Annotated in this window: 12 protein-coding genes; 3 read left to right on the top strand and 9 right to left on the bottom strand. The window is 65.1% G+C overall.

Going from position 1 to position 15335, the window contains the following annotated elements; translation table 11 throughout:
• On the top strand, positions 1-888 hold the full coding sequence (gene uraD / locus AC1DW2_RS35065) for a 2-oxo-4-hydroxy-4-carboxy-5-ureidoimidazoline decarboxylase (protein ID WP_135215159.1): 888 nt from the start codon (positions 1-3) through the stop codon (positions 886-888).
• On the opposite strand, the gene AC1DW2_RS35060 is transcribed toward uraD, so the two are convergent.
• Both AC1DW2_RS35060 and AC1DW2_RS35055 read right to left on the bottom strand, forming a co-directional pair.
• Positions 885-3611, bottom strand: a complete 2727-nt coding sequence (locus AC1DW2_RS35060) for a molybdopterin-dependent oxidoreductase (protein ID WP_477008253.1) — start codon at positions 3609-3611, stop codon at positions 885-887. The genes uraD and AC1DW2_RS35060 overlap by 4 nt on opposite strands.
• On the bottom strand, positions 3608-4435 hold the full coding sequence (locus AC1DW2_RS35055; protein ID WP_477008252.1) for an FAD binding domain-containing protein: 828 nt from the start codon (positions 4433-4435) through the stop codon (positions 3608-3610). Before AC1DW2_RS35055 ends, AC1DW2_RS35060 begins: the two co-directional genes overlap by 4 nt.
• 152 nt (positions 4436-4587) lie before the next feature.
• Between AC1DW2_RS35055 and AC1DW2_RS35050 the strand changes: the two genes are divergently transcribed.
• Positions 4588-5937, top strand: coding sequence for an 8-oxoguanine deaminase (locus AC1DW2_RS35050; RefSeq protein ID WP_477008251.1), 1350 nt, complete (start codon positions 4588-4590; stop codon positions 5935-5937).
• A gap of 108 nt (positions 5938-6045) precedes the next feature.
• On the opposite strand, the gene AC1DW2_RS35045 is transcribed toward AC1DW2_RS35050, so the two are convergent.
• The 4 genes from AC1DW2_RS35045 to AC1DW2_RS35030 form a co-directional block, all read right to left on the bottom strand.
• Positions 6046-7122: a BMP family ABC transporter substrate-binding protein gene (locus AC1DW2_RS35045; protein ID WP_038957603.1), complete on the bottom strand. Its 1077-nt coding sequence runs from the start codon at positions 7120-7122 to the stop codon at positions 6046-6048.
• Positions 7123-7200: 78 nt separating this feature from the next.
• A complete protein-coding gene (locus AC1DW2_RS35040) occupies positions 7201-8118 on the bottom strand; it encodes an ABC transporter permease (RefSeq protein ID WP_135215155.1) in 918 nt (305 codons plus the stop codon).
• Positions 8105-9196, bottom strand: coding sequence for an ABC transporter permease (locus AC1DW2_RS35035; protein WP_135215154.1), 1092 nt, complete (start codon positions 9194-9196; stop codon positions 8105-8107). Before AC1DW2_RS35035 ends, AC1DW2_RS35040 begins: the two co-directional genes overlap by 14 nt.
• Entirely contained in the window at positions 9180-10751 is a 1572-nt protein-coding gene (locus tag AC1DW2_RS35030) for an ABC transporter ATP-binding protein (RefSeq protein ID WP_354233418.1), read from the bottom strand. The genes AC1DW2_RS35035 and AC1DW2_RS35030 overlap by 17 nt, the downstream gene beginning before the upstream one ends.
• 574 nt (positions 10752-11325) lie before the next feature.
• On the opposite strand from AC1DW2_RS35030, the gene AC1DW2_RS35025 reads away from it, so the two are divergent.
• Positions 11326-12435 (top strand): hypothetical protein, encoded by a 1110-nt coding sequence (locus AC1DW2_RS35025; protein ID WP_135215152.1) that lies wholly within the window; start codon positions 11326-11328, stop codon positions 12433-12435.
• Positions 12436-12615: 180 nt separating this feature from the next.
• Here AC1DW2_RS35025 and AC1DW2_RS35020 read toward each other — a convergent pair whose 3' ends face one another.
• From AC1DW2_RS35020 to biuH, 3 genes are read right to left on the bottom strand one after another with little or no spacing between them, the layout of a single operon-like run.
• Positions 12616-13101: a nucleoside deaminase gene (locus AC1DW2_RS35020; protein ID WP_135215151.1), complete on the bottom strand. Its 486-nt coding sequence runs from the start codon at positions 13099-13101 to the stop codon at positions 12616-12618.
• Positions 13102-13114: 13 nt separating this feature from the next.
• Complete coding sequence (locus AC1DW2_RS35015; protein WP_135215150.1) at positions 13115-14647, bottom strand: ABC transporter ATP-binding protein; 1533 nt, start codon at positions 14645-14647, stop codon at positions 13115-13117.
• Positions 14644-15327: a biuret amidohydrolase gene (gene biuH / locus AC1DW2_RS35010; RefSeq protein WP_135215149.1), complete on the bottom strand. Its 684-nt coding sequence runs from the start codon at positions 15325-15327 to the stop codon at positions 14644-14646. Before biuH ends, AC1DW2_RS35015 begins: the two co-directional genes overlap by 4 nt.
• Positions 15328-15335 lie beyond the last annotated feature (8 nt).

Here is a 15335-nt window from a genome sequence, read left to right as displayed (position 1 = left end):
ATGGCGCAAATCTCGCTCGCCGATCTCAATGCTGCTGATAAGGCCAGCTTTGTCGCGGCCCTCGCCAACGTCGTCGAATATTCACCGTGGATTGCGGAGAAACTCGCCGGGCAGCGCCCGTTCGCCGGTATCAACCAGTTGCACTCAGCGCTGATGGCAGCGATCCAGAGCGCCGAGCCCGACGTGCAGCTCGCGCTGATCCGGGCGCATCCCGATCTCGCCAACAAGACCCAGCGTGCAGCGGGGCTCACTGCAGAATCGACCGACGAGCAGAACAGCGCCGGCCTCGACCGGCTGTCGGAGGCCGAATACGCGGCGTTCGAGCGCGTCAACAATGCGTACCGCGACAAGTTCGGCTTCCCCTATATCGTCTGCGTGCGCCGTCACACCAGGGATTCCGTGCTGCGCGACTTCGAGACGCGGCTGCGCAATATCGCCAAGACCGAGACGCGGCGTGCGATCGAGGAGATCGGCCGCATCTCCGCGCTGCGGCTCGATCAGCTCGTCGTCGCCGACGACAAGCTGAAAGTGCATGGCCGGCTTTCCACGCATGTGCTCGACAATCACGCCGGAAAGCCTGCAGCCGGCATCCCGGTGGAGCTCGTCGAGCTCGCGAGCCTCGGTGAGAGCCGCGTGATCGCGCGCGCAATCACCAATGCCGATGGCCGCACCGACCAGCCGCTGATCGGCGGCCGTCCGCTGCCGATCGGCCGCTACGAGCTCAAATTCAGCGTTGCCAAATATTACGCCGAGCGCAACGTGCCGCTGTCAGACCCGCCGTTCCTCGACGAGATCCCGCTGCGCTTTGCGATCAGCGAGCCGGAAAGCCACTACCATGTGCCGCTGCTGGTCACGCCGTGGAGCTACTCGACCTATCGCGGAAGTTAATTCCCAAACTTCTCGTGCAGCGCCGGAAACAGCCGGTCCGGCTTGAACGGCGGCGCGGTGAAGCGGATGCCGGTGGCATCCGCGATCGCATTGCCGAGCGCGGCGGTGACCGGATTGTACGGGCTCTCGCTCATCGACTTGGCGCCGAGCGGCCCGATCGTGTCGGAGGTCTCGGCAAAGAAGACCTCCGTGCGCGGAACGTCTGCGAAGGAGGGCAGGTGGTAGTCGCGGAATTTCGGGTTGGTGACGCGGCCGGTCGCGTCGATCACCATCTCCTCGTAGAGCGCCGCCCCGATCGCCTGCGCGACGCCGCCCTCGACCTGGCCGCGGCACTGCATGGGATTGGCGACGACGCCGGCGTCCGCCGCCTGCACGCTCCGGAGAATCTTGATCTCGCCGGTGCCCTTGTTCACGGCGACGCGAAAGCCCTGGACGTTGAAGCCGACCGAGCGCGGCGTCCCCTCGGAATTGCCGCTGGCCGCGAACGGCTGCCCGCGTTCGCGCGCAAGCTTCGCGAGTTCTGCAAACGACATCCGCCGCACGCCGCTGACGACGGCTTCGTCGTCGAGCGTGCAACTCGCGGCGTCGCACAGCCAGACGCTGGCGGCCACCGCCATCAGTTCGGTCGCGAGCTGCATCGCGGCTGCATGCGTTGCCTTGCCCGCAACGAAGGTGCCCGCACTGCCATAGGCGCCAGTGTCGTGGCCACCATGGGCGGTGTCGGACTGGCGCAAGCGGATGCGGTCGACGGTGGTTGCGAGCGTCGTCGCCGCGATCTGCCGGTGCACGGTGCTGGTGCCGTTGCCGAACTCGGCGGTGCCGACGGTGAGGTCGAAGCCGCCTTCGTCGTTGAGCGCGATCATCGCATCCGCGAGATGGCCGGCCGGCGGCACTGTGTCGATCATGGTCAGCGCGACGCCGTCGCCGATCAGCCACTCCGGCGTCAGGTCCGGCTGCGGGCCATCGGCCTGCATGGCGCGTTCGACTAGGTCGAGGCACTGGTCGAGCCCGTAGGAGCCATAGAGCACGTCGTGAAATTCGGACGGCGGCGGCGACAGCATGGGATCGCCTGGTTTGACGACGTTGCGCCGGCGCATGTCGTAGGGGCTGATGCCGAGCTGCCGTGCCAATTCGTCGATCGCGGCTTCGATCGCGATCTGCGTTTGGGGCAGGCCGTAGCCACGAAACGCGCCCGATGGCACCGTGTTGGTGTAGACGGCGAAGCCATCGACCTTCTTGTTCGGACAGTTGTAGACCGCGATGGACTCGGACAGCGAGTGGAACATCACGGGGCCGGCATGATTGCCGTAGGCACCGGTGTTGGAGAGCACCTCGAGCTGGAGCGCGGTGAGCCGGCCGTCGGCATCGGCGCCGGCCTTGATGTGGACCCGCATCGGATGCCGCGTCGAGGTCGCGATGAACTGCTCCTCGCGGGTCAGCTCCAGCTTGACCGGTCGTCCGGTCTTGAACGTCGCGAGCGCCAGAATGTCCTCGACGAACATCTCCTGCTTGCCGCCAAAGCCGCCGCCGACGCGTTCGCAGAACACGCGGACCTTGTCCAAGGGAAGCCCAAAGATGTCCGACAGCGCGCGGCGTGTCAGGAACGGCACCTGCGTGGAGGTACGGACATTGAGCACGCCGGAAGCATCGAGCCAGGCGAGGCCGCCATGGGTCTCCAGCGCGGCGTGCTGCACGCGATGACTGTGGAAGGTCGCCTCATAGGTGACGGCAGACGTCGCGAGTGCCGCCGCCACGTCGCCGTATTCGCCGTGCGTCTCCGCCGCGAGGTTACGCTGGGGATCGGCGATGCGGTTCGCGGTAGTGCGGTCAGGATGAATGACAGGTGCACCCGGTACCATCGCCTGCTCCGGGTCGATCAGCGCAGGCAGGATTTCGTAATCGACCTTCAGCCGCCGGCACGCCTCCTCGGCGGCGGCCTCGCTCTCGGCGACGACGGCGGCGACCTTCTGGCCGATGAAGCGGACGACGTCATCGAGGATGCGGGTATCCTCCGGATCCATCCAGTCCTTCTCATGCCGCGCGGTCGAGATCAGCACCGACGGCGCATCCTCATGCGTCAAGACCGCGTGCACGCCGGGCACGCGTAGCGCGTCCGACTTGTCGATCGCGACGATTTTCGCGTGGGCGTGCGGCGAACGCTGCAGCTTGATGTGCAGCAGGCCGTCGATCTGGGTGTCGAAGGTGTAGCGCGCCTTGCCGCGCACGACGTCGGGGCCTGCCGGGGCCGGAAGGCTGCGGCCGAAGGCAGCGCCGGCCTCGACGCTCTCCTCGACATTGGTCTTGCCGAGCAGTGCGTCCTCGATCGAGCGATAACCGGTGCAGCGGCAGATATTGCCCTTCAGCGCCGATCCGAGGTCGGTGCGCTGCGCCTGGTTCAGCGAGGCGCAGGTCAGGATCATGCCGGCGGTGCAGAAGCCGCATTGGAAGCCCTGCGCATCGAGGAAGGCCTGCTGCATCGGATGCGCGCCGTGGTCGCCAGCGAGGCCTTCGATCGTGGTGACGGCGCGCCCTTCGGCGCGGAACGCCGGGATCAGGCAGCTATGCACCGGCTCGCCGTCGAGCAGCACGGTGCAGGCGCCGCAATCGCCGGCATCGCAGCCCTTCTTCACGCCGAAATGGCCGAGCTCGCGCAGGAACGTGCGCAGGCACTGGCCGGCGCGCGGCTCTTGCGGGAACGTCTTGCCGTTGACCTCGAAACTCATGACGACGTCGTCCCCACGAGTTCGCCGCGAATCTCCTCGGCGAGCCGTAGCGTCATATGCTTGCGCCAGATCAGCTTGCCGTGGATGTCAGTGTGGTACAGATCATCCGGGATCTGCTGCGCGATCGCGTCGCGAAGCGCGCCCGCGTCCGGAGCCTTCTGAAAGGACAGCTGGATCGGTCGCACGGTCGATGCGGTCACCGACAGCGTCAGCGTGCCATCGCTATCCAGGCTGCCGATCAGAAGCGCCGCAGAGCGGCCGACCGGCGCCAGCGAGATCTGGCGAAAGGCCGTGCGGCGCTTCAGCGCGGCAACCGGGATATCGATCTGCCGGATCAGGTCGCCTGGCGTCAGGCGGTTGCGCTGGTTGCCGGTGACGAAGTCGACGACGGGTATCTTCTCTTCACCGCCGTTGGCCTTCCAGATGATGCAGACGCCGTCCAGCGCTGATGTGAGCGAGATCATCGGTCCCGCCGGCAGCGACATGCAGAGATTGCCGCCGACGGTCGCGGTCTTCCAGATCTTGAATGACGCAAGGAACGCCCGGCAGCACTGGCCGATCAGCGGGGCTGCGAGCCAGTCGGGCGGGCAGGCGAAACCGTCGAGCTGCGTGATGGTGCAGGTGGCGGAGATGGTGAGATGGGTGTCGGTGATCGTGAGCGCCGGCCATTTCAGGTCAGTGAGATCGATCAGCCGCTTCAGGTGGACCTGGGGCTCCGAGAACAGCCAGGTGCCGCCCGCGAGCCAAGCATCACCTTCCGCCCAGGCGGGCAGTTGTGCGCGCGTTTGCGGATGGGCCACCGTCGTGATGGTATTCAAATCCATGGCTGCGCCAAAGCTTTTCGCCCGTGAATCGTGCAGATGAGTCTTGCAAGACCGGAGCCAAGTCGCAACAAGCAAGTCGTAGCATGAAGGTGATCGGGCCGGCGGCCGCCTTCGCGGGCCTGTCATCAGCGGATGTGAGGAGAACCAGGATCATGAGCGACGCAAAGCCGATCTGGCTCAGGGATCCGCTGGCCATCCTCGCTGACGGCGCCGAGCGCGGGATCGTGGTGAGGGATGGCCGGATTGTCGAGCTCGTGCCGGCCGGCGGCAGGCCTGCGACGGCGGATGTCGCGGTGTTCGACGCGGGCGAGCATGTCGTGCTGCCAGGCCTGATCAACACACATCATCACTTCTATCAGACGCTGACGCGGGCGCTGCCGGCGGCGATGGACCGCGAGCTGTTTCCCTGGCTCCAGGCGCTCTATCCGGTGTGGGCGAGGATGACGCCTGAAGCACTCGAGCTCGGCGTCACCGTGGCGATGTCCGAGCTCCTGCTCTCGGGCTGCACCACCACAACGGATCACCACTATGTGTTCCCGGCGGGGCTCGAGGAGTCCGTCGACATCGAGGTCGCAGTCGCAAATCGGCTCGGTGTCCGGGTGCTACTCACGCGCGGCTCGATGAACCTGTCGCAGCGCGACGGCGGCCTGCCGCCTGACGGCGTCGTACAGGACGAGGACACGATCCTCGCCGACAGCGCGCGGGTGGTTGCAAAGCATCACCAGCGCGGCGCGGATGCGATGGTGCAGATCGCGCTGGCGCCATGTTCACCTTTCTCGGTGACGACGTCCCTGATGCGCGCCACCGCCGATCTCGCCAACAAGCTCGACGTCCGCCTGCACACCCATCTCGCCGAGACCGAGGACGAGACCAAATTCTGCCAGCAGATGTATGGCTGCCGTCCGCTCGACTATCTCGAGCAATGCGGATGGCTCAATGCGCGGACCTGGCTCGCCCACGGCATCTTCTTCAATGCGGAGGAGATGAAGCGGCTCGGCAAGGCGAAGACGACCATCAGCCATTGCGCGTGCAGCAATCAGATTTTGGCGTCGGGCTGCTGCCCGGTGTGCGAGATGGAGGAGGCCGGTGTCGGCATCGGCATCGGCGTCGACGGTTCGGCGTCGAATGACGGATCGAACCTGATGCAGGAGGTGCGGGCGGCGTTCCTGCTGCAGCGGGCGCGCTACGGAGTGGCCAAGGTCAGCCACAAGGATGCGCTGCGCTGGGCGACCAAGGGCTCGGCGGCCTGCGTCGGCCGGCCGGAACTGGGTGAGATCGCCGTCGGCAAGGCTGCCGATCTCGCCCTGTTCAAGCTCGACGAGCTGCGCTTCTCCGGTCACGGCGATCCGCTGGCCGCGCTGGTGCTGTGCGGGGCGCATCGGGCCGACCGGGTGATGGTGGCGGGACAATGGGCCGTGATCGACGGCGCGATCCCGGGACTGGATGTTCCCGATCTCATTCGCCGCCACAGTTCCGCGGCGCGGGCGATGCAGGCGGGATAATCCGGGCAAAAAGAAAGAGGGGGCGACCACAAGTGCCGGGTGCTTCTGGCCACCCCCTCCGAACCTCCTCCGGGAGGAGCAGGTGATCTAGGCAATGCAAGAAGCGTGCTACTTGCCCGGAAGCTTGTCGTCGATGCCCTTGACGTAGAAATTCATGCCGAGGATCTGGCCGTCATCGAGGTGATCGCCACCTTTGCACTCGACCGGCTTGCCGTCCTGCCCAATGACCGGGCACTTGAACGGATGCAGCTTGCCCGCTGTGATTGCGGCCTGGGCATCCTCGGCGAGCTTCTTCACGTCGTCAGGCATGTTGGTGTAGGGCGCCATCGCGAACATATGGCTGTCGAGGCCACCCCAGCTGTCCTCGGACTTCCAGGTGCCGGCGAGCTCGGCCTTGACGCGCTCGATGTAATAAGGGCCCCAGGTGTCCAGGATCGAGGTGAGCTGGGTCTTCGGCCCGAACTTGATCATCTCGGAATCCTGGCCGAAGGCGAGCTTGCCGCGTTCGCTGGCAATCTGCATCGCCGCCGGCGAATCCGTGTGCTGCATGATCACGTCGGCGCCCTGGTCGATCAGCGCCTTGGCGGCGTCGGCCTCCTTGCCCGGGTCGAACCAGGTATTGGCCCAGATGATCTTGACCTTGATATTCGGGTTGATGGTCTGCGCCGCCAGGATCGTCGCGTTGATGCCGGAGACGACCTCCGGAATCGGGAACGAGCCGATATAGCCGAGCACGCCGGACTTCGACATCTTGGCCGCGATCAGGCCCTGGATGTAGCGGCCCTGCCACCATTTGGCCGAGTAGGTCGACATGTTCGGGTTGCGCTTGTAGCCAGTGGCGTGCTCGAAATGCACGTTCGGATATTTCTTGGCGACTTTCAGCGTCGGGTCCATGTAGCCGAACGAGGTCGTGAAGATCAGCTTGTTGCCGGCGCGGACGAGCTGCTCGATGGAGCGCTCGGCGTCGGGACCTTCGGGCACGTTCTCGAGATAGGTGGTCTCGATCTTGTCCCCCAGCTCCTTCACCAGGGCCTGGCGCGCGAGGTCGTGCTGGTAGGTCCAGCCCAAGTCTCCGATCGGACCCAGATAGATGAAGCCGACTTTCAGCTTGTCGGCGGCGGAGGCTGCGCTGACGCTTCCGGCAAGCAAAAGCCCGGCAGCCAGCGCAAGAAGTGATTTCCTCATCATCAATCTCCAAACATCAGGGGACAGCCACGATCCGCAACGTGCGCGCCCCATCGCGCCCGCCGCGGAAATGAAACGCTAGCGGTCCGGCACGAACACGGTGCCGAGCGCGGCCGGCGCGGTCGAGCCGCCGGTGCGCGCGCGTGAGAGCAGGACCAGGACGATGACGGTTGCGAGGTAAGGCAGCGCCGACATGAATTGCGAGGGAATGCCGACGCCCCAGCCCTGAGCGTGGAGTTGCAGGATCGTCACCGCGCCGAACAGATAAGCGCCGACCACGAGCCGGCCCGGCCGCCAGGACGAAAACACGACCAGCGCCAGCGCGATCCAGCCGCGCCCCGCGGTCATGCCGGGAATGAAGAACGGCGTGTAGGCGAGCGGCAGATAGGCGCCGGCAAGGCCTGCGCAGGCGCCGCCGAACATCACGGCGAAGGTGCGGATGCGCAGCACGGGGTAGCCGAGCGCATGCGCGGAGACATGGTTGTCGCCGCAGGCGCGCAAGATCAACCCCGCCCGCGTGCGGTACAGGAACCACCAGACGCCGACGACGAGCGCGATGGAGAAATAGACGAAGGCGTCCTCGCCGAACAGCACCCGGCCAATCAGCGGCATGTCCGTGAGGCCGGGAATATAGAGGTGCATCGCGGGCGTGATGCGCTCGCCGACGAAGCCGGCGCCGATCAGGCCGGACAGGCCGACGCCGAGGATGGTCAGCGCGAGACCCGTTGCAACCTGGTTGACGGCGAGCCCGAGCGTCATCAGCGCGAACACCAGCGACATCAGTGTGCCCGCGACGATGCCGAACAGCGCGCCGATGAAGATCGATCCGGTCAGCCACGCGCCGGCAAAGCCGCAAGCCGCGCCGACGATCATCATGCCCTCGACGCCGAGATTGAGGACACCGGAGCGCTCGGTGACGAGCTCGCCGGTCGCCGCGATCAGCAGCGGCGTCGAGGCGGCGAGCACGGCGAGGATGATGGCTTCAACCAGTTCCACGGGCCACCTGTCGGTTCGGGAAAACCAGCTTGAAGCGATAGAGAATGAGCGAATCGCAGGCGAGCACGTAGAACAGCAGAATGCCCTGGAATACCTTGGTGACGTCCAACGGGATCTTCATCGCGATCTGCGCCTGCTCGCCGCCGATAAAGGTCAATGCGAGGAAAAGGCCTGCAATTAATATTCCAAGCGGGTTCAGCCGGCCGAGGAAGGCGACGATGATCGCGGTAAAGCCGTAGCCGGGCGAGATGCCGGGCTGAAGATGCCCGACCGGACCCGCGACCTCGATGATGCCGGCGAGCCCGGCGAGCGCGCCTGACACAGCGAAAGTCAGGATGACCAACTGGTTGGCGTTGAAGCCGCCGAACCGTGCGGCGCGCGGCGCCGCGCCGACCACGCGAATCTCGAAGCCCTTGATGGTTCGGCCGAGCAGGATCGCGGCGGCCGCGACGACGAGCAGGGCGATGATCGAGCCGAGATGCAGCCGGCCGCCTTCGATCAGCAGCGGCACCGTTGCGACCGGATCGAACTCCGCGGTGGTAGGGAAGTTGAATCCATGCGGATCGCGCCAGGGTCCACGTACGAGATAGTCGAGAAAGAGGTCGGCGACATAGACCAGCATCAGGCTGGTCAGGATTTCGCTGGCGCCGAACTTCACCTTGCAAATCGCCGGGATCAGCGCATAGAGCGCGCCCGCTGCGGCGGCGAGCACGAGCATCGCCGGCAGCACCCAGGCCCCGGCATCGGTGCCCTGCGTCTTCACTGCGATCCAGCTTCCGGCCACCGCGCCGATCAGGAATTGGCCCTCGGCGCCGATGTTCCACGTGTTGGCGAGATAGCAGAGCGACAACCCGATCGCGATCATCACCAGCGGCGTGGCCTTCACTGCGATCTCCTGGAGCGAATAGCCGTCGGTCAGAGGGGCGATGAAATAGGCATGCAGCGCGAGTAGCGGATTCTTGCCGAGGATCGCGAACAGGATGATCATGGTCACGATCGTGAGCCCGATCGCGATCAGCGGCGAGACCAGCGCGATCGTGTTGGAGCGCTCGACGCGCTTCTCAAGCACCAACTGCATGCGCGGCCTCCTTCGGCTCCAGGCTGCTGCCCCCCATCAACAGGCCGAGTTTTTCGCGCGTGGCTTCGCTCGTTGCAAGCGGCGTCGACAGCCGGCCATGGAACATCACGGCGATGCGGTCGGCGATTTCGGCGAGCTCGTCGAGATCCTGGCTGGTGACGAGCACGGCGGCGCCTGCGGTAGCGAGATCAAGCAGCGCCTGACGGATCACGGCGGCGGCGCCGGCATCGACGCCCCATGTCGGTTGGCTCACCACCAGCACCGCGGGGTTGCGCAGGATCTCGCGGCCGACGATGAACTTTTGCAAATTGCCGCCGGACAGGCTCGCAGCTTCCGGATCCCGCTTGGCCTTGCGAACGTCGAACGTTTCCGTCGCGCGATCCACGGTCTTCAGTGTCGCCGCGGTGTCGATGAAGCCGTGATGGACCATGCCGCTGGCGGCGTGGCCGGTGAGCAGCGCGTTCTCCGACAGCTTCATGCGCGGCGCGGTGCCGTGGCCCAGCCGTTCCTCCGGGACGAAGGCCGCGCCCAGTTTGCGGCGCTGGGTGATCGAGAGGTGGCCGGCGGCGATGCCTTCGATCACGACGGTGCCGGGGTCCTTCGACAGGCGTTCGCCGGAGAGCGCGGCGAACAACTCGTCCTGGCCATTGCCGGCGACGCCGGCGATGCCGAGGATCTCGCCGCCCTTCAGCTCGAATGAGATGTGCTCGAGCCGCACGCCATGCGCCTCGCTCGGCGCGAGTGAAAGGTCGTTGACGACGAGCCGCGGCACGGTGGTCTTGCGGCCTGCCGGTGCCTTCACTTCCCTGATCTCGCCGCCGACCATCATCCGCGCGAGCGAGGCCGCGGTCTCGAGCCGGGGATTGCAGGTCTCGACCTTCTTGCCGCCGCGCAGGATCGTGGCGGTGTCGCAGAGCCGCTTCACTTCGTCGAGCTTGTGGCTGATGTAGAGGATGGCGCGGCCTTCGGCCTTGAGGCGTTCCAGCACGATGAAGAGCTGGTCGGCTTCCTGCGGCGTCAGCACGGCGGTGGGTTCGTCCAGGATCAGGAATTTCGGATCCTGCATCAGCGCGCGGACGATCTCGATGCGCTGGCGCTCGCCGACCGACAATTGCCAGACCTCGCGCCTGGGATCGAGCGGCAGTCCATAGGTCTTCGACACCTGCTCCAGCCGCGCCGACATGTCCTTGAAGGATTCTCGTCCATCGAGGCCGAGCGCGACGTTCTCGGCAACGGTGAGATTGTCGAACAGCGAGAAATGCTGGAACACCATGCCGATGCCGCGGCTGCGCGCGTCCGACGGACCCGACAGCACGATGGGCTGGCCCTGCCAGCGGATCTCGCCGGCGCTGGGCTGGATCAGCCCGTAGATCGCCTTGACCAGCGTCGACTTGCCGGCGCCGTTCTCGCCGAGCAGAGCGTGGATTTCCTTGGGCCAGATACCAATGTCGATGGAATCGTTGGCGAGGAAATCACCATAGCGCTTGGTGAGCCCGATCGTCTGAAGCAGAGGGGGCTCGTCAGAATGCAGGTCGTTGGACGTCTGGTCTAACATTCGCTGATGCGCTGGCACGGGGTGAAGTGCCTCAATTGTGGGCTAGTTTAAACCGTCGCGTAAGATGTGAAAAAGCGTCATCCCTTGCTCAACGCTTCGGCAGGCGGTCTGTGTCGCGAGTCGCGGCCCTTGTCAGTCGATGATCGTCGCCATCCGACATCAGGGAGAGCCATTGCGGCGGCCTCCTGCGAGAGACGCCTGTTGCAAATTTGTGACGGCTCAAACCAATTCGGAACCCGCTGTGCAGGCCTGACGTGAACTTGAGCAAAGTCGCGCCGGCGCGCGTATGCAAATCCCGACCGGGCCAACGGTCGCTGTCGTCAATTGTGTCTGCATTCTTGCGCCGCCACAAAAGACAAATGAAATCAAACGGGAATGTTCGGCATCGCGTCACCGCGCGCACGCAACAGTGAAACGGAAAAAATCCTCGAATTCCTGGGTTGAAAGGCCACTTCCTGCCGAAACAAGCGGCATGCCTTGAAAGAAGTTGAGGCTTCTCACTCCGGGAGATCGGCGCAAGTGTCGCACCCAAGGGGCGTTCATTTTTACGTGTCGAAACTTGGGGGTATTCAGGATGTCGTTTCGTTTCAGGGCAATCGCAACCGCGGCGCTGTCGATTGCTATACTCGCTACCAGTGGCCTGGCTCAGGCAGCGGACCTGCCGGTCAAGGCTGCCAAGAAAGCGTCGGACGTCCCGTTCTTCCTGGTGATCGACAATCGCGTCACGTTCTCCTGGATGCCCAAGGGCACTGACCCCGGCATGTGGAGCGTCAATCCGAACGGCAGCATCAACGGTACGACCGCCAAGCAGGTTTATTCGTTCACGCACTTCGACCTCTGGGCCTACGGCACCAACTTCTTTACCATCTCCATGTTCAAGTCGGGTCATAACGACCCTGCTTCGCCCTGTATCGCACCTGGTCTGTCCTCCTCCTTCGGTGCAGCCGACTGCGCCGGCGCGACCGAGATCTACGGCCTATTCCGCTCGACCTTCGGCTGGAACCAGCTCTTCAACACCAAGGCCTTCACCACGGGGCCGCTGCAGAACATCTCGTTTGAAGTCGGTATGGATGGCAATTCCGAGAACACCTTCTTGGCGCCCGCGAAGCGGGACGTCGTTGCCGGTCTCCAGTTCGCCTTCGATCTTCCTTACAAGGGCTACATCAACATCGCGCCCTTGATGTACTGGGAGTTCTCCAACCACAACGCCTTCACTCAGTGCGGCAGCGGTTTTGCTGGCCCCCTCCCGGGTGTGAGCTGCAATTCCGATGGCAATGTCAGCTACAACCCGACCTGGGCCGTCGAAATCAACTACTACATGGACCTCGGTTTCCTGCCGCCGAACATGCAGTTCTGGTCCATCAGCGGCCGCGCCGGCTGGTATGGAGCGAAGGGCGACTCGAACGGCCTTCCCGCGCTCTCCGGCCCTGGCCGGTTCTCTACTGCTTCCAAGGTCGAGTTGAACAGCGAACCGATCCGTCTGACCTTCGACGCTTCGAAGGCCGCCTGGGGTGACAAGTACTCGCACTTCGTCGACCTCTGGGTCGCCTACCGCTACTGGCAGAACAAGTTCGGCCTCGACCACAACGCCATGCCCGGCGTCTGCACGGTCGCCCCGACCGGCCAGAGCACCAACAGCTGCACCGAGTCGACGGTTTACGGGGGTATCACTGTGAAGTTCTGATCGGCTGAAGGTCTTCAGGTTAGGATGGCGCCGCGCAGAGATGCGTAGCGCCATCGGCGTTTGTGAGAGCGTAGGGTGGGCAAAGGCGCGGCGCGCCGGGCCCACCATCTCTCCGAGCGGTTGGGATTGGTGGGCACGCTTCGCTTTGCCCACCCTACGAAGTCGAGTTCTTGGAGTTCGCTACTTCGTCCACGCGCCGTCGTGGAGCGCCTCGGCCTCGTCCTCCAGCAGCGGCCCAACGACTTCCGTCGGCCGCTGGCCGCTGGCAAAGACCTCGCGGCACGGCAAATCGAGCGTGGGGTTCTCCGGATGGTTGCCGGTGATGCCGCGCAGGCGGTGCTCGCTGAGGCCGTAGACCACACGGCCGATGCCGGCCCAGTAGATCGCGCCGGCACACATCGCGCAGGGCTCTGCGGAGGAATAGAGCGTGGCTTTCGCCAGCACCTCGCGGTCGAGCATACGGCAGGCCTGCGTGGCCGCGAGGCGCTCGGCATGCGCAGTGCCGTCGTGGTCGGGCATGTAGCCGTTCTCGGTCTCGATCAGCACCTTGCCATCGGCATCGACGACGACGCAGCCGAACGGATGGTTGCCATGGGTGAGCGAGCGGCGGGCGACCGTAAAGGACAGGCGGAGGAAGTGCTCGTCGCGCTCGGATCCGCCGCTCATCGCTCGTCCCTGGTCAATGCCCCGCCATATGCCGGCCGACCACGGTAAGATCGACTTCGCTGGTTCGTGCTTCATACACGAATTCGCCGTGGAACATCACTACCAGCCGATCGGAGAGTTCGAGCAATTCGTCGAGGTCCTCGCTGACGAGCAGCACGGCGGCGCCACGGTTGCGGGCGGCCATGATCTCGGCGTGGATCTGCGCCACCGCCGCGAAGTCGAGGCCGAAGCAGGGATTGGCCGAGATCAGCACCTCGACGTTGCCGCCAAGCTCGCGCGCCAGCACGGCGCGCTGGACGTTGCCGCCCGACAGCGCCGCGATCGGCGTATCGGGCGTGCGGGTCTTGATCTTGTACTGCGCGATTTTCTTCTTTGCATCGTCCCGGAAGGCGCCGCGATTGAGCCACCAGCCGCCGCTGGCGAAGGGCGCGCGGTCGAATTCGCGGAAGGCGATGTTGTCGGCGACGCTCATGCCGCCGACGCAGGCGTTCTTCAGCGGCTCCTCGGGCAGGAGCGACATCTTGTGGCGGCGCATTTCTTCGCGGCTGGCATGATAGGAATCGCCGGCGACGCGGACTTCCCCGCTCTCCGCCTCGCGCTGGCCGGCCAACACCTCGACCAGCTGGCGCTGGCCATTGCCGGAGACGCCGGCAATGCCGACGATCTCGCCGGCGCGGACCGTGAGTGAGACGTCATGCACGGCGATGGCGCCTGCGTCGTCGAGCGCGCGGACTTTCGCCAATTCCAGCTGGGCCCGGCCGGCTTCGCCGGTGCGCGGCGGCTGCACGGTCAGTTCCTCGGCGCCGATCATGGTTCGCGCCATCGCATCCGGGGTGAGTTCGGAAACCTTGCCGGCACCTGCGAGCTTGCCGCGGCGCAGGATCGTGACGTCGTCGGCGAAGGCCATGACCTCGCGGAATTTATGCGTGATCATCAGGATGGTCAGTTCGCCCTTGACGACCATGTCGCGGAGCATGCCGAGCACTTCGTCGGCCTCCGCCGGCGTCAGTACCGAAGTCGGCTCGTCCAGGATCAGGAAGCGGCGCTGCAGATAGAGCTGCTTGAGGATCTCGCATTTCTGCCGCTCCCCGGCGGAGATGTCGGAGACCTTGGCGCCGAGCGGCACCTTGAACGGCATCCGCGCCAGAAAAGCCTCGAGCTCCTTCATCTCCTTTGGCCAGTTCACCACGGCCGGCACATCGTCGCGGGCCAGCACGAGGTTTTCGGCGACCGTCATGGCCGGCACCAGGGTAAAATGCTGGTAGACCATGCCGAGGCCGAGCGCGTGAGCGTCCTTTGGATTTGCGATCGACTGCTCGCGGCCGCCGACCAGGATGTCGCCTTCGGTCGCGTGGTAATAGCCCATGATGCATTTGACGAGCGTCGACTTGCCGGCGCCGTTCTCGCCGAGCAGCGCGTGGAACGAGCCCGGCCGCACCTTCAGCTCGACATTGTCGAGCGCGAGGAAATCGCCGAAGCGCATGGTCATGGCGATGGCGTCGACGCCGAAGGCGCCTGCTGGCGGCGGCGTTTCGCCGATGATCACGAAATAGCTCCGATGAAGGCGTCGGACGTCGAGACCGCGCCGAACACGCCGCCCTGCATCTTGATCATCTTCAGCGCGTGCTCGTGGTTGCTCTTGTCGGTGGCGCCGCAGCAATCGTGCAGCAGGACGCATTCGAAGCCGCGGTCGTTGGCCTCGCGCATGGTGGTGTGGACGCAGACGTCGGTGGTGATCCCGGTCAGCACGATATTCTCGATGCCGCGCACGCGCAGGATCAGCTCCAGGTCGGTGGCGCAGAACGAGCCCTTGCCGGGCTTGTCGATGATGGGCTCGCCCGGCAGTGGTGCAAGCTCTTCGATGATGTCCCAGCCCGGCTCGCCGCGCACCAGGATACGGCCGCAGGGACCAGGATCGCCGATGCCGGCGCCGATCTGGCGCGAGCGCCAGCGCTTGTTGGCGGGAAGGTCGGAGAGATCGGGGCGATGGCCCTCGCGGGTATGGATGATGTGAAAGCCTTGGGCGCGCATGGCCGCGAGCAGCTTCTTGATCGGCTCGATCGGCGCCCGCGTCAGCGAGAGGTCGTAGCCCATCTTGTCGACATAGCCGCCGATGCCGCAGAAATCGGTCTGCATGTCGATGATGACGAGCGCGGTGTTTTGGGGGCGGAGATCGCCATTGTAGGGCCAGGCGTAGGGCTCGGACTTGATATAGCGCGCGGGCATGATTTCGT

Source organism: Bradyrhizobium sp. P3_C3, assembly GCF_056402655.1.
Note: the sequence above shows the minus strand (reverse complement) of the source record. Positions and strands in the feature narration are given on the sequence as shown.

Coding starts and splice junctions, on each gene's coding strand:
- uraD (WP_135215159.1), top strand. CDS start 1: ATGGCGCAAATCTCGCTCGCCGATCTCAATGCTGCTGATAAGGCCAGC.
- AC1DW2_RS35060 (WP_477008253.1), bottom strand. CDS start 3,611: ATGAGTTTCGAGGTCAACGGCAAGACGTTCCCGCAAGAGCCGCGCGCC.
- AC1DW2_RS35055 (WP_477008252.1), bottom strand. CDS start 4,435: ATGGATTTGAATACCATCACGACGGTGGCCCATCCGCAAACGCGCGCA.
- AC1DW2_RS35050 (WP_477008251.1), top strand. CDS start 4,588: ATGAGCGACGCAAAGCCGATCTGGCTCAGGGATCCGCTGGCCATCCTC.
- AC1DW2_RS35045 (WP_038957603.1), bottom strand. CDS start 7,122: ATGAGGAAATCACTTCTTGCGCTGGCTGCCGGGCTTTTGCTTGCCGGA.
- AC1DW2_RS35035 (WP_135215154.1), bottom strand. CDS start 9,196: ATGCAGTTGGTGCTTGAGAAGCGCGTCGAGCGCTCCAACACGATCGCG.
- AC1DW2_RS35030 (WP_354233418.1), bottom strand. CDS start 10,751: ATGTTAGACCAGACGTCCAACGACCTGCATTCTGACGAGCCCCCTCTG.
- AC1DW2_RS35025 (WP_135215152.1), top strand. CDS start 11,326: ATGTCGTTTCGTTTCAGGGCAATCGCAACCGCGGCGCTGTCGATTGCT.
- AC1DW2_RS35020 (WP_135215151.1), bottom strand. CDS start 13,101: ATGAGCGGCGGATCCGAGCGCGACGAGCACTTCCTCCGCCTGTCCTTT.
- biuH (WP_135215149.1), bottom strand. CDS start 15,327: ATGCCCGCGCGCTATATCAAGTCCGAGCCCTACGCCTGGCCCTACAAT.